The organism is Sinorhizobium mexicanum (assembly GCF_013488225.1).
GTDB lineage: Bacteria > Pseudomonadota > Alphaproteobacteria > Rhizobiales > Rhizobiaceae > Sinorhizobium > Sinorhizobium mexicanum.
Map to the genome: position 1 here is coordinate 255,292 of NZ_CP041239.1, position 18,902 is coordinate 274,193.

The 18,902-nt window shown below is 60.4% G+C and carries 20 protein-coding genes and 3 pseudogenes; 11 read left to right on the forward strand and 12 right to left on the reverse strand.

Annotated elements, in window-relative coordinates; genetic code table 11:
- Positions 1-18: 18 nt before the first annotated feature.
- The 3 genes from FKV68_RS21280 to FKV68_RS21290 are packed head-to-tail and all read left to right on the forward strand — an operon-like array spanning position 19 to position 2,427.
- Positions 19-723, forward strand: a complete 705-nt coding sequence (locus tag FKV68_RS21280; protein WP_180941623.1) for a glutathione S-transferase family protein — start codon at positions 19-21, stop codon at positions 721-723.
- A gap of 22 nt (positions 724-745) precedes the next feature.
- Entirely contained in the window at positions 746-1,624 is an 879-nt protein-coding gene (yghU, locus tag FKV68_RS21285) for a glutathione-dependent disulfide-bond oxidoreductase (protein ID WP_180941624.1), read from the forward strand.
- On the forward strand, positions 1,621-2,427 hold the full coding sequence (locus FKV68_RS21290) for an SDR family NAD(P)-dependent oxidoreductase (RefSeq protein WP_180941625.1): 807 nt from the start codon (positions 1,621-1,623) through the stop codon (positions 2,425-2,427). The genes yghU and FKV68_RS21290 overlap by 4 nt, the downstream gene beginning before the upstream one ends.
- Before the next feature lie 219 nt (positions 2,428-2,646).
- Here FKV68_RS21290 and FKV68_RS21295 read toward each other — a convergent pair whose 3' ends face one another.
- From FKV68_RS21295 to FKV68_RS21330, 8 genes and pseudogenes are all read right to left on the reverse strand, one after another.
- Positions 2,647-4,008 carry a chloride channel protein gene (locus tag FKV68_RS21295; protein WP_180941626.1) on the reverse strand — a complete coding sequence of 454 codons (1,362 nt, stop codon included), beginning with the start codon at positions 4,006-4,008 and terminating at the stop codon, positions 2,647-2,649.
- A gap of 378 nt (positions 4,009-4,386) precedes the next feature.
- Entirely contained in the window at positions 4,387-5,133 is a 747-nt protein-coding gene (locus FKV68_RS21300) for a ferredoxin reductase (protein ID WP_180941627.1), read from the reverse strand.
- A complete protein-coding gene (locus tag FKV68_RS21305; protein ID WP_180941628.1) occupies positions 5,126-5,731 on the reverse strand; it encodes a sulfite oxidase-like oxidoreductase in 606 nt (201 codons plus the stop codon). The genes FKV68_RS21300 and FKV68_RS21305 overlap by 8 nt, the downstream gene beginning before the upstream one ends.
- 78 nt (positions 5,732-5,809) lie before the next feature.
- Positions 5,810-5,881 (reverse strand): annotated as a pseudogene (locus FKV68_RS33210) (DUF1003 domain-containing protein); the annotation flags it as partial.
- A 241-nt stretch (positions 5,882-6,122) separates the two neighbouring features.
- On the reverse strand, positions 6,123-6,722 hold the full coding sequence (gene wrbA, locus FKV68_RS21315; RefSeq protein ID WP_180941630.1) for an NAD(P)H:quinone oxidoreductase: 600 nt from the start codon (positions 6,720-6,722) through the stop codon (positions 6,123-6,125).
- A gap of 198 nt (positions 6,723-6,920) precedes the next feature.
- Positions 6,921-7,823, reverse strand: coding sequence for a LysR family transcriptional regulator (locus FKV68_RS21320; RefSeq protein ID WP_245182046.1), 903 nt, complete (start codon positions 7,821-7,823; stop codon positions 6,921-6,923).
- Between the two features lie 408 nt (positions 7,824-8,231).
- Positions 8,232-8,738 carry a YkgB family protein gene (locus FKV68_RS21325; protein ID WP_180941631.1) on the reverse strand — a complete coding sequence of 169 codons (507 nt, stop codon included), beginning with the start codon at positions 8,736-8,738 and terminating at the stop codon, positions 8,232-8,234.
- A gap of 37 nt (positions 8,739-8,775) precedes the next feature.
- Positions 8,776-9,315, reverse strand: a complete 540-nt coding sequence (locus FKV68_RS21330; RefSeq protein WP_180941632.1) for a MarR family winged helix-turn-helix transcriptional regulator — start codon at positions 9,313-9,315, stop codon at positions 8,776-8,778.
- A 1,097-nt stretch (positions 9,316-10,412) separates the two neighbouring features.
- Between FKV68_RS21330 and FKV68_RS21335 the strand changes: the two genes are divergently transcribed.
- Positions 10,413-10,706: a hypothetical protein gene (locus FKV68_RS21335; RefSeq protein WP_180941633.1), complete on the forward strand. Its 294-nt coding sequence runs from the start codon at positions 10,413-10,415 to the stop codon at positions 10,704-10,706.
- Position 10,707: 1 nt separating this feature from the next.
- On the opposite strand, the pseudogene FKV68_RS33215 reads toward FKV68_RS21335, so the two are convergent.
- Positions 10,708-10,892, reverse strand: a pseudogene (locus tag FKV68_RS33215) (hypothetical protein).
- 251 nt (positions 10,893-11,143) lie between these two features.
- Here FKV68_RS33215 and hemA point away from each other — a divergent pair.
- From hemA to FKV68_RS21370, 7 genes and pseudogenes are all read left to right on the forward strand, one after another.
- Entirely contained in the window at positions 11,144-12,361 is a 1,218-nt protein-coding gene (hemA, locus tag FKV68_RS21340; protein ID WP_180941634.1) for a 5-aminolevulinate synthase, read from the forward strand.
- A 77-nt stretch (positions 12,362-12,438) separates the two neighbouring features.
- On the forward strand, positions 12,439-13,506 hold the full coding sequence (gene ccmI, locus FKV68_RS21345; RefSeq protein WP_425347647.1) for a c-type cytochrome biogenesis protein CcmI: 1,068 nt from the start codon (positions 12,439-12,441) through the stop codon (positions 13,504-13,506).
- Positions 13,503-14,012, forward strand: coding sequence for a cytochrome c maturation protein CcmE (ccmE, locus tag FKV68_RS21350; RefSeq protein ID WP_180941636.1), 510 nt, complete (start codon positions 13,503-13,505; stop codon positions 14,010-14,012). The genes ccmI and ccmE overlap by 4 nt, the downstream gene beginning before the upstream one ends.
- The gene (locus FKV68_RS21355; protein WP_180941637.1) at positions 14,009-16,006 is read left to right on the forward strand and encodes a heme lyase CcmF/NrfE family subunit; all 1,998 of its coding nucleotides are present in this window, start codon (positions 14,009-14,011) and stop codon (positions 16,004-16,006) included. Before ccmE ends, FKV68_RS21355 begins: the two co-directional genes overlap by 4 nt.
- The gene (locus tag FKV68_RS21360; protein ID WP_180941638.1) at positions 16,003-16,458 is read left to right on the forward strand and encodes a cytochrome c-type biogenesis protein; all 456 of its coding nucleotides are present in this window, start codon (positions 16,003-16,005) and stop codon (positions 16,456-16,458) included. The genes FKV68_RS21355 and FKV68_RS21360 overlap by 4 nt, the downstream gene beginning before the upstream one ends.
- 184 nt (positions 16,459-16,642) lie before the next feature.
- Complete coding sequence (locus FKV68_RS33795; protein ID WP_180941639.1) at positions 16,643-16,873, forward strand: transposase; 231 nt, start codon at positions 16,643-16,645, stop codon at positions 16,871-16,873.
- 45 nt (positions 16,874-16,918) lie between these two features.
- Positions 16,919-17,084, forward strand: a pseudogene (locus FKV68_RS21370) (transposase domain-containing protein); the annotation flags it as partial.
- A 183-nt stretch (positions 17,085-17,267) separates the two neighbouring features.
- Here FKV68_RS21370 and FKV68_RS21375 read toward each other — a convergent pair.
- The 3 genes from FKV68_RS21375 to FKV68_RS21385 are packed head-to-tail and all read right to left on the reverse strand — an operon-like array spanning position 17,268 to position 18,810.
- The gene (locus FKV68_RS21375; RefSeq protein ID WP_180941640.1) at positions 17,268-17,876 is read right to left on the reverse strand and encodes a DsbE family thiol:disulfide interchange protein; all 609 of its coding nucleotides are present in this window, start codon (positions 17,874-17,876) and stop codon (positions 17,268-17,270) included.
- Complete coding sequence (gene ccmD, locus FKV68_RS21380; RefSeq protein ID WP_180941641.1) at positions 17,873-18,043, reverse strand: heme exporter protein CcmD; 171 nt, start codon at positions 18,041-18,043, stop codon at positions 17,873-17,875. Before ccmD ends, FKV68_RS21375 begins: the two co-directional genes overlap by 4 nt.
- Before the next feature lie 2 nt (positions 18,044-18,045).
- On the reverse strand, positions 18,046-18,810 hold the full coding sequence (locus FKV68_RS21385; RefSeq protein WP_180941642.1) for a heme ABC transporter permease: 765 nt from the start codon (positions 18,808-18,810) through the stop codon (positions 18,046-18,048).
- Positions 18,811-18,902 lie beyond the last annotated feature (92 nt).

The following is an 18,902-nucleotide window of genomic DNA, read 5'->3' on the forward strand; positions in this document are numbered from 1 at the left end:
TTGCCTCAAGGAGGAACGATGATCCGCTTCTATTTCCACCCGACGCCCAATCCAGCGAAGGTTGCCCTCTTTCTGGAGGAAGCAGAGCTCCCCTACGAGGCCGTGCCGGTCGACACCAGCAAGGGCGAGCAGCACCTGACGGCGTTTCGTGCCATCAATCCGAACGGCAAGGTTCCGGCAATCGTGGACACGGAAGGTCCTGGCGGCAAGGAGGCACGCGTCTTCGATTCGACGGCGATCCTGATCTATCTCGCCGAAAAAACCGGGAAGTTTCTGGGCGCGCCCGAAGACCGACCCGAGTTGCTATCCTGGCTCCTGTTCATCGCCTCTGGCCTCGGCCCGTTCTCAGGCCAGGCCGTGCATTTCCAGTTCGCGGCACCCGAGGGACTTGATTATGCGGTGAATCGCTACCGCCGCGAGGCGGAGCGCCATTACCAGGTCTTGAACGACCATCTCGAGGATCGGAACTACATCGTCGGCGAGACCTACACCATCGCCGACATTTCGGCCTGGGGTTGGCTCGACCGCGCTTCGCGTGTGAGGAAGGGCGCCGACGATCCGCTCGCGCCGTTCCCGAACCTCAAGCGCCTGTTCGAGACAGTCGATGCCCGACCTGCCGTGGCTCGTGCGCGTGACATCGGCAAAGGCCATCCCTTCAAGCAGGTCAATGACGAGGAGACCAAGCGCGCGCTCTTCCCGTCGAATTTCCCGCCTGCAGCGTAGGTAATTCCCTGGAGAACACATCATGAGCGATAGCAGCGAGTATATCCCACCCAAGGTCTGGACCTGGGAGAAGGCCAGCGGCGGCACCTTCTCCAACATCAATCGGCCGATCGCCGGCGCGACCCACGAGAAGGAACTACCCGTGGGCAAGCACCCCCTGCAGCTCTATTCGCAAGGAACGCCGAACGGCCAGAAGGTCACGATCATGCTGGAGGAACTGCTGGCGCTTGGCCACGGTGGCGCCGAATATGATGCCTGGCTGATCAGAATCGGCGAAGGCGACCAGTTCAGCTCCGGGTTCGTCGAGATCAATCCGAACTCCAAGATTCCGGCGCTTGTGGACCGCAGCGAGCCGACGCCAATCCGAGTCTTCGAATCCGGCGCTATCCTCGTGTACCTCGCCGAAAAGTTCGGTGCGTTCCTGCCGACGGATCGCCCGGCCCGCGCTGAAACGTTCTCCTGGCTGTTCTGGCAGATGGGTTCGGCGCCCTTCCTTGGCGGCGGCTTCGGCCATTTCTATGCCTATGCGCCGACCAAGCTCGAATACCCTATCAACCGCTATGCCATGGAGGCTAAGCGCCAGCTCGACGTGCTCGATCGCCGATTAGCCGACAACGAGTTCGTCGCCGGCGCCGACTACACCATCGCCGACATGGCGATCTGGCCCTGGTACGGCGGGCTCGTGAAGGGCTGGCAGTACGATGCGGCAGAGTTTCTGTCTGTGCAGGATTACGCAAACGTTGTCCGCTGGGCCGACCAGATCTTTGCCCGGCCCGCCGTCGCACGTGGTCGAAAGGTCAATCGCACGAGCGGCACCCCGTCGAGCCAGCTACATGAACGGCACGACGCCAGCGATTTCAATATCAGAACGCAAGACAAGCTCTTGGGAGAACAGGCATGAACATCGCCGGCAAGCGCATCCTCATTACCGGTGGATCAAGCGGCATCGGCCTCGCCCTGGCGCGGGTACTGTTGGTGAAGGGGGCGAAAGTGGCGATTAGCGGACGCCGCCCGGAAGTCGTCGCCGAAGCCGTTCGGTCCCTGCAAACCGGGAGCGCCGAGATCCATGGCATAGCGGCCGATGTCGCGACCGCCAAAGGCCGCGCCGCGACGCTCGAACAGGCTCTTGCCGCCCTCGGCGGCCTCGACATCCTCGTCAACAATGCCGGCGGCGTCAGGGCCGGCCGTCTGGAGAACACGGACGAAGCCGATCTGCAGGCCATGATCGACGTCGATCTCACCGCCCCCATTCTGTTGACGCGGGCGGCGTTGCCGGTGCTCCGCAAGAGCGGTGACGCCATCGTGGTGAATGTGTCCTCCGGCATCGCCCTGGTCGGTGCGCCGTTCTACGCGACCTATGCGGCGGTCAAGGCGGGACTTGCCCATTTCGGCGAAGCGCTGCGGCGCGAGTTGAAAGGGGAGGGCATCCATGTCCTGACCGTCTATCCTGGCGGCACGGATACACCCATGATGAAGTCGAACCGCGCCAGGCCCGAACTTGGCTTCTCGCGTGAGCCAGCCTCCGCTGTTGCCGACGCCATCGCGGGAGGCATCGAAACCAGGGCGTTCGAGGTGATCCGGGGCGGCGAGACCCGTGCTCAGATGATCGCGCTCAATCGCGAGAACCCGGCTGCGGTCGACGAGCGCTTGTTCGGACTGAAGCCGGCGCTAGAGGAAGCGGTGAAGGATCATTCGGCGCTTTGAGCACGAGACGGGGAAGATTAAGGTCGCCTCGGTATCGGTGGACGATCGGGAAAAGTCGGAGGCACTCGTCGAAAGGTACAAGCCCGGTTTCCACGTCGCCAACGGCCGCGATGCACGAGCGGGTTCCGAAGCCACCGGCGCTTCGTCAATGACAATCCCGTCTATCTCCAGGTAGCCGCCTTCACCCTCAAATCCCGTGGGCCGGTTCGTGACGGCCGTCTATTTGACCGGTGCGATCGGCGTATGCCTACCCCGCTGTTGTAACTGCCAGCAAAACCATGAGCGCCCCAGAAATGCGTGCGCGATGCCGTGGGAAAGCGAGACCGTAAACAGGAGCACTATCGATAGCGTGTAGCCGCCTGTAAGTTCAAAGACGATAACCGTTGATGAGAGCGGCGCACCGAGAACGGCGCCGGCAACGGCGCCCATTCCGAGAATAGCATAGAGGCCGCTTGTCGAGGCCAGTTCCGGGACGACGGAAGCCCAAACAACGCCGAATGAGCCGCCTGTGAGGGCGCCAAGGTAAAGCGCCGGCGAAAAAACGCCACCGCCAAATCGGGCAGCAAGAGAAACGGCTGTGGCGATTATCTTCAATACGATCAACACCAGCATGATGTCGAGCGGTAGCATTTGCGAAACCGCCAAGTCCGTTACCTCGTAGCCAACTCCCAAGACCTCGGGAAAAGGAACAGCGATTGCCCCAAGTAACACCCCTCCCGTTACCGGCTGCAGCCAAAGTGGAATCGGCAAGTCGCGGGACAACGATTCTGCGCGTGCCAACGTGTATTGAAACAGCATAGCGACTATTGCAGCCAACAGACCAAGCAATGCAAACGCCGGAAACTCCCACAAAGATCGGACAGAGTAATCGGAGATAGCGAAGGCAACCGAATTCCCGAACCATATACGGGAGACTACGCTTCCCGCCGTCGACGCAATGACTATCGGCACGAATGCACGCTTGGCGTAGTGGCCAAGAATCACCTCATGCGCGAAGAGCACGCCAGCAATTGGTGCATTGAATGACGCGGCTATTGCGCTTGCGACGCCCGCTCCGAGTAGCGTTTCGTGGCTCCATTTCGGCATTTGAGAACGAGCCGCGATCGCGGTTGCCAGGACAGCGCCAAGATGTACGACCGGTCCTTCGCGACCTGCACTAGCCCCGGACCCGAGCGACACGGCCGTCACGATCGATGACAGGAGGCCGTCGCGCAGGTCGAGCTTTCGGTCAGGGTCGATGACTGCTTCGATAACGTCTGGCACTGTTCCGACGCGCCTAGCGTTCATACAGATTAGCATCGGCCCAACAACGAGGCCGCCCGTGATAGGAGCAGCGATTATCCAATACCAAGACAATGTGCTAGCCGCAGAAAACACCCGCTCCGAACGAGTGCCAAGCCACGGAAGCTGAATCACTCCAATCAGTTCACGAAAGAGGATGGCAGCGAACGCTACCGTGAAACCGACCAATAGAGCGATGATCCATATGAGCGGCTGGCGGGTTTCGACGAACGACCTGAGATGATCCCTCGTCTGAAAGAAGCCGATTTGACGGCGATTTGGAACTACGTTCAGCTCCATTGCGATCGCATCTGCTCACAAATCAGGCATGGTGTTCGGTGTTGGCCGGATCGCATCAGATCGCTGTCTCTACGGTGGCGTGCCGCCGCCGCACTGTGTCGGCCGCGAAGGCGGAGCCGGGCCTGAAAACGAAGGATCAGACCGGTGCATTCAGCGAGAGATGGGCTAAGAAGGTCGTAAGGAACGGGACCGGGAGATATGAGGCCGACGCCATCTGGGCCGCCGATCAGAAACTGAGGTGCGCCGACATGACCAACCAGCGCGCCATGATTGGTGGGGTCGCTTGCGACGACAACTTCGCGGAGCTTGGGTGCCTTGTCCTGTGGTGTCACAGGGCTTCCTCCGATTGCGTTCAGCGCGTCATGCGAAGCGGCATCGCTAGCCGCCATACCGTTCGGTCTTGATCGCCGAGGCGTCTAACCCTGCCGCTAGCGCGCCATCGGCCGCGATATTGACGAACGGGTTTGACCCGCAGATAAACACATGCGCAGGCATGCGGGGGAGCCGGGCAACCAACTCGGCGACCATCGTGCTATCGATGCGTCGCGCAAAGTCAGAAGTGCGCTCTGGAGGCTCTCGAGTAATCGCCAGGGCCAAGGTGAACGTCGGGTCCGCCGTCTCCAATGAGAGCAGTTCATCGGCGAACAACACGTCTCGCTGTGTTCGAGATGATAGGAGCAGCGCTGTCGGTACAGTCTGCGCCAGGGCGCGGCGTTGTCGTATCATCGCCATCAGCGGTACGACGCCAGACCCCGCCCCGATCAAGAGTACCGGTGCGGTTGCACGTTCAGGCCACAGGAAGTGACCGCCGAGCGGGCCTCGCAGTTCGATTTCGTCGCCCACAGCTGCGATGTCATGGAAAAACGGAGAGACTTCACCATCCGGGAGGCGTTCGATGGCGAGCTCAATGACATTCGAGGCACTCGGTGAGGAGGCGATCGAATAACTGCGCATTGTCACGTAGCCATCTGGAGCAGTTAGTCGTACATCGACGTGTTGGCCGGCGATATGCGCAAATGGCTTGCTGACCTGCAGGAAGAAGCTCTTGATACTTGGCGTCCGCCGAATGATCTCGGTGATGGCGCACGTCTGCCAAGGCACCGATCGCGCGCCCTCCTCAGTCATTGGTGTACCGCTGCTCGCGCCACGGATCGCCATATTTATGATATCCGCGCAACTCCCAGAAGCCCGCCTCGTCACGTTCGGTAAATTGGAGCGCGTTTACCCACTTGGCGGACTTCCAGAAGTACAGGTGTGGGACGAGGAGTCGTGCAGGGCCACCATGGTCGCGCGAAAGCGGCTGCCCCTCGTAGTTCAGGGCGACCATGGCCTTTCCGGAGGCAAGATCTGCAAGAGGAACATTTGAAGAGTAGCCATCGTAACAATGTGCAAGCACGAAATCAGTGGGGCGCTCCACTCCGGCATCGGCAAGGATGTCGTCGACGATAACGCCCTCCCAAGCGGTGTTGAGTTTCGACCATGAAGTCACGCAATGAATGTCTCTCGTCATCTTGGTCTTGGGCAGCGTGTTGAACTCGCTCCAGTTCCAAACCTTGACCGGCCTCGGTCCAATCTTGAGGGTAAATTTCCAATCCGCTGTTGCAAGGCGCGGGGTCGGCCCAGCTGTCATGACAGGGAAGTGCTCGACAAGGTGCTGGCCTGGCGGAATTCGATCGGGCTGGTCTCCTCCCGAATTTCGGCCGGTAAAACCTCTCGTGATCATGGCGGACTCCTTTGCAGCGTTGTTGGTGACATCAGCCGTTGTGGTTGTTTTGCCCGCGGCTCGCTACCAGGCGAGCCCGTTCTGACTCATCATGATGATCGGCGCTGAATGGGCAGCTTGAAATGAGAGCGCCAGGTTCAACAGGATGAACAGAAAGGTGGTCCCAACTCCTCGCCGCCACGCTTGACCCACTGAGAGCGACCCATCTCGCACTTGTCGGTCGGATGAAGTCGCAAGGAGCGGAGCAACCGCCACAACTCGGCGAGCAGTTCACGCTCCGTAGGCTGTTGTCGATTTCCGGTTCTACAGCTTTCACGACCACGCTCCTCGCCCGCTCGGCGGACGCGTCGCGGGGCCCATCTACGTCCATCAACCGCGTTGAGGTGACGCCCTAGCCGTGAAGCTTGGCGGCAACCTCCGCAATCGTTCGTCCCTGATAGCGAGCTCCTGCAAGCTCGTTTTCGCTGACCTCACGCTTGCCATCGGGGCCAGCGACCGTTGTGACACCGTAAGGAGCCCCGCCAGTGATCTCATCGACGTTCATTTGCCCGGCGAAGCCATAGTTGAGCCCCACGACCGTCATGCCAAAGTGGAACAGATTCGTGATGATCGTAAACAGCGTCAGTTCCTGACCGCCGTGCTGCGTCGCCGACGAAGCGAAAGCGGCCCCTACTTTTCCCTGCAGAGCACCTTTGGCCCACAAGCCGCCGGCCTGATCGAGGAAGCTCGCCATCTGGGACGACATGCGCCCGAAGCGAGTGCCCGTACCGATGACGATGGCGTCATAGTTAGCAAGATCCTCGACCTTCGCTACAGGCGCTCTCTGCTCAACTTTGTATCCGGCTGCTCTGGCTGCTTCCGGAGACAGGAGTTCGGGGACGCGTTTGACTTCGACGGTTGCCCCCGCCTCGCTCGCGCCGGATGCGATTTCATGCGCCAATTTCTCAACGTGCCCAAAAGAAGAGTAGTAAAGGACGAGTACCTTAGCCATTATTGGGTCCCTATTTTTTGATTATTGATCCAACCGGCTTCGTCGAGTGCGCTCAGCGGTAGCAGCGCAAAAGAAGTCTTGGAATTTGTGGGAGATCTTAGTGCCGCATCTACCCCAGCCGGTGCGTTTAGTAGTTAAACCGGCGACCATTCAAGTAAAGCTATCATATCCATAACCGCCAGGAATGCTTCCGTGAAGTCAGCGCCGAAGCTCCCCGACAAGGAAATCCGTGAACGCGCGCGCAGCGGGCTTGATGATCTTTCCGCTCACGAACACGGCATTGACTTCCATCGAGCCGCAGTCCCAGTCGGGCAGAATGCGAACGAGGGCCCCGCTTTCCAACTCAGCCCTCGCACTACTGAGGCTCGAGGCGGCGATACCCAGCCCGGCCTTCGCCCCGGTGATTGCGCCTTCATTGACTGTCATTGACAACTGACTTTCCACACGGATGGTCGCAACACGCCCGTCCTTGGCGAACGAAAAAGTCGGCGAGGGATGCGCTGGGCTGGTGATCACCGAGTGGTGCGCGAGGTCCGACGGCATCGTGGGGGTGCCACGCTCCCGTAGGTAGTCTGGGGAGGCCGTGAGTATCCTCGGCTGGCGGATGAGTTTGCGCGCCGTCGCGCTCGAGTCGGGGAGGGCGCCGAACTGGAACGACACGTCGATGCCCTCAGTCACGAGGTCTGGGTAGCGGTCAGTCACCAGGAGATCGATCTTCAGCGCCGGGTGCTGCTTTATAAACGCGGGAAGCCGCGGGATGATTTCCCGGAGCCCGAAACTTATCGGAGTGCCGACGCGAAGCACCCCTCGCAGCTCTCCAGTGCCGCGGGCCTCGTGATCGGCCTCGTCGAGCGCCGCCAAGATCGCCTCCACCCGCGTCAGATAGGTTGCTCCAGCCTCCGTCAGCGTGACCGCGCGGGTTGTCCGGCTGAAGAGCGTCGCGCCGACTTCGGCTTCCAATGCGGCGATAAGGCGTGAGGCCGAGGGCTGAGAGAGACCGAGTTCACGACCGGCACTCGAAAAGTTGCCCACGCGACCTGCGCGGGCAAACAGTTTCAGCGCTGCAAGTCGGTCGTTCATCGCTTCTCTATCTTTCGTCATATTTCCCGGCCCGGTTGCTGGGCCAAAATTCCACCTCTCTCCTATAAAGATAATACAGGAGATAAAAGATACCGCCTCACATTGTTTGAGAGGATGCAGGTAACCAGCGCCATTACGGTCATTTGAGCGGTGGGAGAACCCGCGAGTTTTCCGACCGCTTTTTAGGGCGAGGAACTGGCCGCGTTCGCTGTCTCTTTCTTGACGATCACCGTGGTCGTTGAGTCAGTGAATGCTCCGATCGGTGTCAAAGCAACGGGCGAAGCTAGCTTCAGAATAACCCGATGGCGTAGGCGCGCCGTAAGTGAGGTTCACGCTATGTGAATCCGATCCGGGAATATTAAAGCCTCGCGAACATGGCGGCGAAATGCTCGTGTCGCAGATGCGATCAGTAAACCAAGGAAATCCATCTCATGACTTCTGAACTTTAAGCAACGGGCCCTGTACAGATGCAAAGAGGAGACAAAGCGATGCAGCCAGCAAAACAAGGTCCTTAAGAAGGAACTGCCCCGGTGCTGCCGAGATGGCCGGAAATCCGCCCGCCGTCCGTTCTGCTACGCCAGGCGTGCTCAGGAAGAATGTCAACGTGATAATATACGTCGCAGCCGACATCGCCGCTCCCAATGCGGAAAAAATGGGCTGAAAGGCCCCGAGAATGAGAGCCGCTGCGGTCGACAACTCAATCACGCCTATAATGTAACTTGCCCCCTGAACCCCGAATAGGGCGTGCAACCAGCTCATGATCGGGTTGTGTTCGATGAACGGAGCAATGCCAGTTGCTTCGTATGCCGTGAACTTCATTGCGCCGAACCAAAGAAAGATAACGACCAGAGCCCATCTAAGCAGGGCCAGGAAATTAAGAGATCCAGTGCTCTTTTCAGCGATCTGAAAACGAATCTGGTTCGTAGAAGTGCTCATTTGCAGTCTCCTTTTAGATGCTGACAGCAAAGTAGTCTCATACCGTGGCGGTCGAACTGCCAGGGGTTTCAAGAGGCCCGAAGACCTCCATCGGACAATCGATGCAGATCCGGTCATCGCAGTAACGACAAGTTGTCAGCGCGGAGAGCGCGTTCTCGGGCAGCGATGCGACGATTATTGCGGCTATGCGTCCGAGTGGAGCCAGATCGTCCGGCGATACGCGCTCGAGCAGAGCGGCTAGCGCATCGCGACGAAGGGCGAGCAATTCCTCTCGCAACTGCAAACCGCTTGGCGTCAGAGTCAAAGTCATTATTCTACGGTCGATCGCGGAGGGTTGTTTATCGACGAGGTTCCGCTCGACCAGGCGATCAACGAGGCGAACCGCGCCTCCGTGGGTAAGCCGCAGGATCCGGCTAAGCTGGTCAATGGACATCATCGGCGCGTGCCCGATGACGATCAGGGACGGCACCGTCTCACCCCCCTCGGGCATGGCTTCAGCGACCGCCGAGCGCATTCGATCGGTGACGCCCACCGCCAAAACACCCAGAAGGTTCACTAGTCGGTCCGACACAGCCATACCCATTGCACCTCGGTCATCCAATTTATAAATATGACTCATGCATATAATTGCATACATCTGCGAGGTGAGAAAGCGGAAAAATCAGGGTCGCGGTGGTGGGCTCGATTACGGCCATGTCGGACAGCAGGCCGTGCTTGATCAGGGCCACTACGCACTTTCGCCATCAACGGTATCTCTGAAACTCGGTGCGACCGGATTAGACGCCGGGCTACGTCGCACTGACGGGCTCGAGCACAATAAGGCTCTTCTGAATATCGTGCCCGTACTCGGCCGCCTTCTGAGTCTCGTGGGCGGATACCGTCTTACCGCCCCATGTTGTGCGCTTAGCCACGCCATCCTCCGCAAATCAGTATGCGCCGCGTCACATCTGACCGATTCTCGAGGTTAGCCAAGGCTCAAGCATCTATGCGGTAGGGGAGGCAAACACCAGAACAGTGGCGATAACGATCAGCAGCGGCCCCATCCATCGAAAGTGCCTTGTGAGTGGAGCCAGCCACGGCGCCTGAGCATTCGTCTGAACGTAGCCAAGCCCAGCTGCCGTCATCGAGAAACCTGCGCAAATCATGACGATCTGGTCAATTTAGGCCATCTTTTATCCCCCAAGTTGCCATGTCAGCCATGGTTCAAGGGTATTGGGTGGGAACCAGCGCCGCCCTATTCGGTGACGAGTCTATCTCCGTTCGATCGACGGCGAGGATGCTCATCACGAGAGAGATGAGGACGAGTATCAGCGCCATGAATGCGATGCCTGCCTTATCCATCCCCCATCATCGTAAGGAGAATGCGAGCAAAGGGGGGCGCCGTCGACGAAGAACTTCACCGATGCTTGTCATGGTAAATGTTGCCTAAAGAGACCCACTCGCCGCATAGCGGGCAACAGAGTGATCCTTCACAGAGATTGAACCAGCGGCGCAAGCGGCCTTAAGCGCTCCCAAGTTCTTCAGCCGTCACCAAGATCTGTGCATTCCCCAGAGATTGATCAGCATATTTGAAGGCAAGTATGCTGAGAACTGAGGCGATCATAGCTATTAGGATAATGCGCATCGTGTTCTCCTGGATGGTTGATTACTAGTAGCAGCCAATCAGGAGGTGCCTTGTTACCTGGGGAGCAAGCGGCGCGCCTCATAAGCTGGAGCTGTCACAGGTGGGTAGCGGACACGTTCATCGATGCAGCGTCACCGGTGCACAATCCTGATCACGCTCATCTGCGCTTCGTCGAGATCAGCTTCCTCAGGGTATCGTCGGCAACAGCAAGAAGATATTCGTCAATCGCGCACGATGTACTGGCAGCCGGCGAAGCGGGTGCCGAGGACCTGATCCTCCGCAAGATCGGCCAGGCGCAGGTGACCGGTACCGCGCTCCGGATCCACTGCAGTTTTACCGCCTAGGTCAATTGCGCGACTGTGCCTCACGGCACGGTTTCCATTCCGGCCGGGGATCGAAACAGAACCACCGCGGCTCCGACTTGCCAACCGCGAAGCCGAAGGTACCCATTTCGAGCAGCCACGGTGCACGCACTAGTGGACAAATGGGCCAGCCTCGAAATGCGGTCTCGCCCCTATCTCGTCACTCATCGAAGTCGCCCGCGGGCGGCAGTATTCCCAAGCGCTATGAAACCTATAAATGCCTTCGATTGGAAAACTTCGTCCCGCGATGCGACAACTGGTTATCGCGACGACAACGAGCAGCCTGTTTCGGAGCGTCTCGAAGCGCATGCGACCTGTGACGCCCATGGTGATCATGCGAGTGTCAGCCTCCTCGGGAGCTGCATCGCAGCGCGTCGTTTGCCCCGCCATGCCGAGCAACCCCAACAATGGGTCTGGTGATGAGAGATTTTGATACTATTTTCAAAAGTGAGCTAGACAAGCTGCATTCGGAAGGCCGCTATCGGGTATTTGCAGAGTTGGTTCGCCATTGTGGTCGTTTCCCGAGAGCGAAACGGCTGACGGCCGGCGGCGAACAGGACGTGACGGTCTGGTGCTCCAACGACTATCTCGGCATGGGTCAACACCCCAAGGTGATCGAGGCGATGAAAGACGCTATCGATCACTGTGGCGCGGGTGCGGGAGGCACCCGGAATATCTCTGGAACCAACTACTGTCATGTCCTCCTGGAGGAGGAGCTCGCCGATCTGCACGGCAAGGAAGCCGCGTTGATCTTCACATCCGGCTATGTTTCCAACTGGGCAGCGCTCGGTACGCTCGGCGCCAGGATACCCGGCCTCATCATCTTCTCCGATGCGTTGAACCATGCCTCGATGATCGAGGGCATCCGTTACGCCAAATGCGATCGGGTGATCTGGAAGCACAATGACGTCGCTGATCTCGAAGCCAAGCTGTCAGCCGCCGATCCCAAGGCGCCGAAGCTCATCGCCTTCGAATCGGTCTATTCTATGGACGGCGATATCGCGCCGATGAAGGAGATCTGCGATCTCGCAGACAAATACGGCGCCATGACCTATCTCGATGAAGTGCACGCTGTCGGCATGTATGGCCCGCGCGGCGGCGGCATTGCCGAGCGCGAAGGCTTGATGGACCGGATCACCGTCATCGAAGGCACGCTCGCCAAGGCGTTCGGCGTCATGGGCGGTTATATCGCCGCTTCGGCTGCGCTGTGCGATTTCATCCGCTCCTTCGCTTCGGGGTTCATCTTTACCACGGCGCTCCCGCCGGCCCTTGCCGCAGGTTCGCTGGAATCGATCCGCCATCTTAAAGCCAGCCAGATAGAGCGCGTTCGCCACCGGGAGCGCGTGCGCAAGGTACGCAGTCTGCTCGACCAGCGCGGCATCCCGCACATGCCGAACCCGAGCCATATCGTTCCCGTCATGGTCGGCGATGCCGCCAAGTGCAAATGGATTTCGGATCTGCTGCTCGACGATTTCGGCATTTATCTCCAACCAATCAATTATCCGACGGTTCCGAAGAAGACCGAACGCCTGCGGATCACGCCGACGCCGCTGCATTCGGATGCTGATATCGAACATTTGGCCGAAGCGCTGCATTCACTCTGGTCGCATTGCGCGCTCGCCCGCAACGTTGCCTGATCTCCAGTCGAAAGATCGTCTGAGAAACAACACGGGCGCGTGTGCCGTCGCCACTGAAGGACCAAGGTATGAACAGTGTGCTGACGGAGACCATTCTCATGGTGGTGACCATCGCAGCCGGATTGATCCTGCTTTATCCCTTCATGCGCAGCCAAAAGTCCGTCGACGGCAGCCATCGGGTCCAGCTTGCCGTCTATCGGGATCAGTTGACGGAGCTTGAACGCGACCGCCTTATGGGCTTGTTTAGCGACGAACAGGCCGAGTATGTCCGGGCCGAGATAGCCCGACGGCTCTTCGCGGCAGATGACAACAGCCGCGTGCGCAGCCATCGCCCGACGCGGCGCCCGTGGACCCTCGCATCGATGTTCGCCTTGCTTGGCGCTGCCTTCCTCCTCTACCTCTCCATCGGTCGGCCTGATCTGCCATCTCATCCATTTGAGCATCAGGCCAACGTCCTGGGTATGGACATCACCGCGGTTGCTGCAAATGCTGAACCTGCAGCCACACAACCGCTTGATGATGCAGATGCTCGGGACATGCTGCTGGGGCCGAGCCCCGCACGCCTTGATGGTCTTGCCGAAACGCTGATGGCGATTGCGGGAGGCGTGGTGACCGAGGATGCCCGAAAGATCCTGGAGCAGTCGATGTCCATTGAGCCGAACAATCCGCGCGCGCGTTTCTACATCGCACTGAGCATGGAGCAGGCGGGCCGGTCCGGCGAGGCGCGCGCCGCCTTCGAGGCGCTAGCCAAGGATTCGCCTCCCGGCGCCCCGTGGTTGCCGCTGGTCAATGAACATATCGCCAAGAACGGCGGAACAGCCATTGCGCCTGCAGCTCAACCGACATCACCGGGCGACCCAACGACCAAGGATCTGGCTGCGGCCGAGACCATGAGCGGCGGCGATCGGCAGCAGATGATCCGCGGCATGGTGGAAAGCCTCAATGCCAAGCTCGCCGAAAACCCGGATAATTTCGAGGGCTGGATGCGGCTTGTTCGCTCCTACGCCGTGTTGAACGATAAGAACCGCGCCGCAAACGCCCTGCAGAGCGGGCTAGCGGCATTCCCCGCAAGCGGCGATCAGGGCAGACAGCTGCTTGCGCTGGCCAAGGAACTCGGCATCGCCATGGAAGGACGGACGGAATGACGCGCAAGCAGAAACGCCTGGCGGTGATTTTCGGCGGCATGAGCTTCATCATTGCCGCCGTGTTGCTCGTCATGTTCGCCTTCAGCCGGTCCGTCGCCTATTTTTACATGCCGGCGGACCTCGCCAAGAGTCCGATCCCGCCGGACACCCGCATCCGCCTGGGCGGTCTCGTCCGCGAGGGCGGCATCGTTCGTGGCGAGGGATCCGTCGTGCGCTTTGCTGTCACCGATCCGAGTGGAGAGATCGTCAATGTCCGCTATCAGGGCATCCTGCCGGACCTCTTTCGCGAGGGGCAGGGCGTCGTCACCGAGGGAACCTTCGAGGCAGGAAGCAATCTTTTCTCCGCCGACACCGTGCTTGCCAAGCATGACGAGACATACATGCCGAAGGAAGTGGCCGACAAGCTAAAGGCCGAAGGACTTTGGGAAGAGAGCGAGGGACAGGCGCCCCAAGGCAGGGCGAAGGGTCAGGAAGCAAAGGGCCGGGAGGCGAAGGCGACGCAATGATCATCGAGATTGGCCACTACACGCTGGTTCTGGCGCTCGCAATTGCGGTCATCCTGTCGGTCGTGCCTGTGATCGGCGCCCGACACCGTGAACAGGCAATGATGGATGTCGCCCCATTCGGCTCCGTCCTGCTCTTTGCCCTTGTTGCCTTCTCCTTCGCGGCGCTGACCTACGCGCATGTCGTCTCGGATTTCTCGGTCGAAAACGTCTGGGAGAATTCGCATTCGCTGGTGCCGCTGGTATACAAATATTCAGGCGTCTGGGGCAATCACGAAGGCTCGATGATGCTCTGGCTGCTGATCCTGGCGCTGTTCAGCGCGCTGGTCGCCGTCTTCGGGCGTAATCTGCCGAGCACGCTGAAGGCCAATGCGCTGTCGGTGCAGGCCTGGATTTCCACCGCCTTCCTGTTGTTCATCCTTTTGACCTCGAATCCCTTCATCCGCCTCGATCCGGCCCCGGCCGAGGGCCGCGACCTCAATCCGGTGCTGCAGGACGTCGGCCTCGCCATCCACCCGCCGCTCCTTTATCTTGGCTATGTCGGCTTTTCCGTCTGCTTCTCCTTCGCCGTCGCCGCGTTGATCGAAGGGCGCCTCGACGCCGCCTGGGCGCGCTGGGTGCGGCCCTGGACGCTTGCTGCCTGGACCTTCCTGACGCTCGGCATTGCCATGGGCTCCTACTGGGCCTATTACGAGCTTGGCTGGGGCGGCTGGTGGTTTTGGGATCCGGTCGAGAACGCTTCCTTCATGCCCTGGCTTGCCGGCACGGCGCTGCTGCATTCGGCGCTCGTCATGGAAAGGCGTGAGGCGCTGAAGATCTGGACGGTGCTGCTCGCCATCCTGACCTTTTCACTGTCTTTAATGGGTACCTTCCTGGTGCGCTCCGGCGTATTGACCTCGGTGCATGCCTTTGCCAGCGATCCGAGTCGCGGCGTCTTCATCCTCTGCATCCTCATGATCTTCATCGGCGGTGCGCTGGCGCTCTTCGCCTTCCGCGCGCCGCTGCTCAACGCTGGCGGCCTCTTCGCGCCAATCTCGCGTGAGGGCGCGCTGGTTCTCAACAATCTCATTCTGACGGTCGCCTGCGGCACGGTGCTGACCGGTACGCTCTATCCGCTGCTGTTGGAGGCACTGACGGGCGACAAGATCTCTGTCGGCGCGCCCTTCTTCAACCTGACCTTCGGCCTGCTGATGGCGCCGGTCCTGGTCATCGTGCCCTTCGGTCCGCTGCTCGCCTGGAAGCGCGGCGACCTGCTCGGGGCGCTGCAACGGCTCTATGTCGTGGCAGGGATTTCCTTCCTCGTCGCGGTCGTATTCTTCTATGTCGAGAACGGCGGACCTGTGCTGGCCGTCCTCGGCCTTGCGGCGGGGCTCTTCCTCGTGCTCGGCGCAATCGCCGACCTCTGGTACCGCGCCGGCATCGGCAAGGTGAAGGCGGATGTCGCCTGGCGCAGGCTTGCTGGCCTGCCGCGCTCGGCCTTCGGCACGGCGCTGGCCCACGCCGGGCTCGGCGTTACGGTGCTCGGCATCGTCGCGGTGACGGCGTTCCACGCCGAGCGTGTGATCGTGATGAAGCCCGGCGAGAGCACGGACGCAGGCGGGTACACGATTCATTTCGACGGCATGCGCCCGGCGACGGGGCCGAACTATATCGAGGATCGCGGCCATTTCCGGGTCAGCCGCGGCCGTTTCGAGGTTGCCGAGGTCTGGTCGGCCAAGCGCGTCTATGTCGCCCAGCGCATGCCGACGACGGAGGCGGGAATACTGACCTTCGGGCTCAGCCAGCTTTATGTCTCGCTCGGCGATCCGACCAACGACGGCGGCATCGCGGTGCGCATCTGGTGGAAGCCCTTCATCCTCTGCATCTGGGGCGGCGCGTTGATCATGGCGGCGGGCGGTGTTGTCTCGCTCAGCGACCGGCGTCTGCGCGTCGGCGCGCCGAACCGCAAGGCAAAGGCCGCGAAATCTGCGGCGCCGGTGATGGAGGCAGCGGAATGATCCGGCGCTTTCTGGTTGCTCTCGTCCTGATGCTGGCGGCGGCTCCGGCTCTTGCCGTCAACCCCGACGAGATGCTGGCCGATCCGATCCTCGAAGCCCGGGCACGGGCGCTGTCGGCTGAGCTGCGCTGCGTGGTCTGCCAGAACCAGTCGATCGATGATTCAAACGCCGACCTTGCCAAGGATCTGCGCCTGCTCGTCCGTGAGCGCATCACCGATGGCGATACCGACAAGCAGGTGCTGAATTATATCGTCTCGCGTTATGGTGAGTTCGTCCTGCTGAAGCCGCGCTTCAGTGTGCGGACGCTGCTGCTCTGGGGTGCGCCCGTGCTGCTGATCCTCGCCGGCGGGGTATCGGTCACCGTCTTTGTCCGCAGAATGGCCGGCAAGCCGACCGGCAGCAAACTCACCGCAGATGAGCGGGTGCGGCTCGCTGAACTGAGCTTAGACTGAAGCCTGGATTATTAGGCCCTATCCGATGCAACGGTGTGGCGGCTTCTAACGTATCCTCCGGCGGGGACCGCCTTGCGAAGTTCCGCTTATCCTGTGGGTGTGCGCTCTTAAGAGTGGACTTAAGAGCGCGCCGGCAAATCATGGGACATGCAGTTTTGCTGACGGGACCAGAACGGCGTCGGCGATGGTCGTTGGAAGATCGTGCGCGCAGATTCTGGCGGAGGCTTTCGCGCCTGGCGCGGTGGCTTCCGAAGTTGCGCGCCGCTTCGAGGTTTCGACTGGCCGGACCTACACATGGCGGCGGCAAGCTTTGGTCCAGCAGGCCGAGCCCGACTTTGTGCCAACCAGCTTGTTGACTTTGCCAGCAGTGATGCGGTCGAGCTGGCCATGGCAGTGGACTGCCCGAACGGCGTGAAGGTGAGAATTGGCTCTGCAGCGCCATGCGACCCGGCGACCGCGATCATGCGAACGCGCTCTGCGCGGCATAGCGCTGGGCAGGAATTATGTGAAGCGCCGGATCGGACCGCGGTTGCCAACGCGCCGCCGCCGTGTACAGCTCGATTGTCTCGGCCAAAATGAATGACGTCGATCCGCAAGCCTGGCTCGCCGACGTGCTTTACCGCATTTGCCGGTTCTCCGACCCACGCGCGGCATGCCGAACTCGTCGAATGGTGGGGCAGCAGAATACGATCCGGACAAGGCCAACTTCGCCGAGCTCAAGTAAGTCGTCGACGACCTGGCAGCGAAGGGAGGCCGCGGATCACGCCGAAAAATCTAAAAGTCCTTCTCGCCGTGGTCGTTGCCGGATGCTACCTTCCAACCGAGAGCCTCGCCTTCTCCATTGCTGGAAACAATCCTTCCTTGAGGCTGAGGTCGTCGAACGGTCCCACACGCTTGTAGAGGATGGTGCCGTCGGGGGCGACGAGATAGCTCTCTGGAATGCCGTACACGCCCCAGTCGATCGCCTCCTTGCCGTTCGGGTCGACGCCGATGGCGCGATAGGGATTGCCGAGTTCTCCCAGGAAGCGCAGCGCGTTCTCCGGCCGGTCCTTGTAGTTGATCGCCACTATGTTCAGCCGGCCGTCCTCGGCGAGCCGCTTCAGGATGGGGTGCTCGTCCCGGCAGGGAATGCACCAGGAGGCGAAGACGTTGACGAGGGTGAGTTTTCCGTTGACCGCCTCATCCGTCAGCGCCGGCACGCTGGAACCTTCGAGCGGCGGCAGGTTTAGCGACGGCGCCTTGGTGCCAATCAAAGCGGAGGGGATCTCCGCGATGTTCTTACCGTGGAAATCCTGGTCGTAGAGGATTTTCGCTGCCGTTGCTGCGATGCCACTGAACACGACAAGCGGTATCAGCGCAGGCGCATAGCGGCTGATGCCGCGGCTTTCTGGCCTGTTCTCGTGCGGAGCCTCGGTCATTCGCCGTCCTTCGGTCGGGCAGAACGGCGGCGGAGGCCGGCGGCTTCGAGCTCTGCCAATTCCTTCTGGCGCGCGCGCCCATCGGCCCAGGTCCAAAGCGTGACGCCGATCATCACCAGCGCGGCGAGACCATAGGAGCCGTAGACGTAAATAGAGTAGGAGTTCATCTCTATTCCTCCCAGCTTGCCATGCGAGCCGCCATGCGGCGCTGGGTGGTGATGCGGCGGCGCCAGATCTCGTTGCGCATCGCCATGATGTGCAGCGTGAAGAACAGAAGCGTGAAGGCGATCGCCATGACGAGAAGAGGGCGCAGGAACTCCGGATCGATCGCCGTCCCGTCAAGACGCAGCACGCTCGCCGACTGGTGCAGTGTGTTCCACCAGTCGACGGAGAATTTGATGATCGGGATGTTGACGAAGCCGACGAGGATCAGCACGGCAGTGAGGCGCGCTGCCTTTGACGGATCATCCATCGCGCGGTTCAGCGCGATCAGACCGAGATACATTAGGAACAGGATGAAGACCGAGGTGAGCCGCGCATCCCAGACCCACCAGGTGCCCCACATCGGCTTGCCCCAGAGCGAGCCGGTAACGAGCGCAAGCAGGGTGAAGGCGGCGCCAAGCGGTGTTGCGGCTCTGGCGGAGACATCGGCAAGCGGATGGCGCCAGACGAGCGTGCCGATCGCCGAGGCGCTCATGATCGTGTAGCACATCATCGCCAGCCAGGCCGACGGAACGTGAATATACATGATGCGGACGGTCTCGCCCTGCTGGTAGTCGCCCTCGGTCGAAAAGCTCAGATAGAGCCCGAGGATGAAACAGACGGCTGTGATGCCGGCCAGCCAGGGAAGGATGCGAGCGGCCAGCGCCAGAAATCGCGTCGGGTTGGCAAGAAAAATCAGCCCGTTTTTGGGCACCGTTATGATTTCAGTCATGACCCCTCCAAAATTAACGAAACGCTCTCTGGGGCGCACTCGCAAGGTGTATGGAACACCAAAAGACATCCATGTCGCGCGGATGCGGTCCC

Excerpts from the sequence above, each read along its gene's own strand:
- ccmD (WP_180941641.1), bottom strand. The coding sequence starts at position 18,043 with ATGAACTCCTACTCTATTTACGTCTACGGCTCCTATGGTCTCGCCGCG.
- FKV68_RS21295 (WP_180941626.1), bottom strand. The coding sequence starts at position 4,008 with ATGGAGCTGAACGTAGTTCCAAATCGCCGTCAAATCGGCTTCTTTCAG.
- FKV68_RS21330 (WP_180941632.1), bottom strand. The coding sequence starts at position 9,315 with ATGGCTGTGTCGGACCGACTAGTGAACCTTCTGGGTGTTTTGGCGGTG.
- FKV68_RS21375 (WP_180941640.1), bottom strand. The coding sequence starts at position 17,876 with ATGACCGAGGCTCCGCACGAGAACAGGCCAGAAAGCCGCGGCATCAGC.
- FKV68_RS21290 (WP_180941625.1), top strand. The coding sequence starts at position 1,621 with ATGAACATCGCCGGCAAGCGCATCCTCATTACCGGTGGATCAAGCGGC.
- FKV68_RS21355 (WP_180941637.1), top strand. The coding sequence starts at position 14,009 with ATGATCATCGAGATTGGCCACTACACGCTGGTTCTGGCGCTCGCAATT.
- FKV68_RS21385 (WP_180941642.1), bottom strand. The coding sequence starts at position 18,810 with ATGACTGAAATCATAACGGTGCCCAAAAACGGGCTGATTTTTCTTGCC.
- yghU (WP_180941624.1), top strand. The coding sequence starts at position 746 with ATGAGCGATAGCAGCGAGTATATCCCACCCAAGGTCTGGACCTGGGAG.
- FKV68_RS21320 (WP_245182046.1), bottom strand. The coding sequence starts at position 7,823 with ATGACGAAAGATAGAGAAGCGATGAACGACCGACTTGCAGCGCTGAAA.
- FKV68_RS21305 (WP_180941628.1), bottom strand. The coding sequence starts at position 5,731 with ATGATCACGAGAGGTTTTACCGGCCGAAATTCGGGAGGAGACCAGCCC.
- FKV68_RS33795 (WP_180941639.1), top strand. The coding sequence starts at position 16,643 with ATGGTCGTTGGAAGATCGTGCGCGCAGATTCTGGCGGAGGCTTTCGCG.
- FKV68_RS21325 (WP_180941631.1), bottom strand. The coding sequence starts at position 8,738 with ATGAGCACTTCTACGAACCAGATTCGTTTTCAGATCGCTGAAAAGAGC.
- hemA (WP_180941634.1), top strand. The coding sequence starts at position 11,144 with ATGAGAGATTTTGATACTATTTTCAAAAGTGAGCTAGACAAGCTGCAT.
- FKV68_RS21300 (WP_180941627.1), bottom strand. The coding sequence starts at position 5,133 with ATGACTGAGGAGGGCGCGCGATCGGTGCCTTGGCAGACGTGCGCCATC.
- FKV68_RS21280 (WP_180941623.1), top strand. The coding sequence starts at position 19 with ATGATCCGCTTCTATTTCCACCCGACGCCCAATCCAGCGAAGGTTGCC.
- FKV68_RS21360 (WP_180941638.1), top strand. The coding sequence starts at position 16,003 with ATGATCCGGCGCTTTCTGGTTGCTCTCGTCCTGATGCTGGCGGCGGCT.
- ccmE (WP_180941636.1), top strand. The coding sequence starts at position 13,503 with ATGACGCGCAAGCAGAAACGCCTGGCGGTGATTTTCGGCGGCATGAGC.
- wrbA (WP_180941630.1), bottom strand. The coding sequence starts at position 6,722 with ATGGCTAAGGTACTCGTCCTTTACTACTCTTCTTTTGGGCACGTTGAG.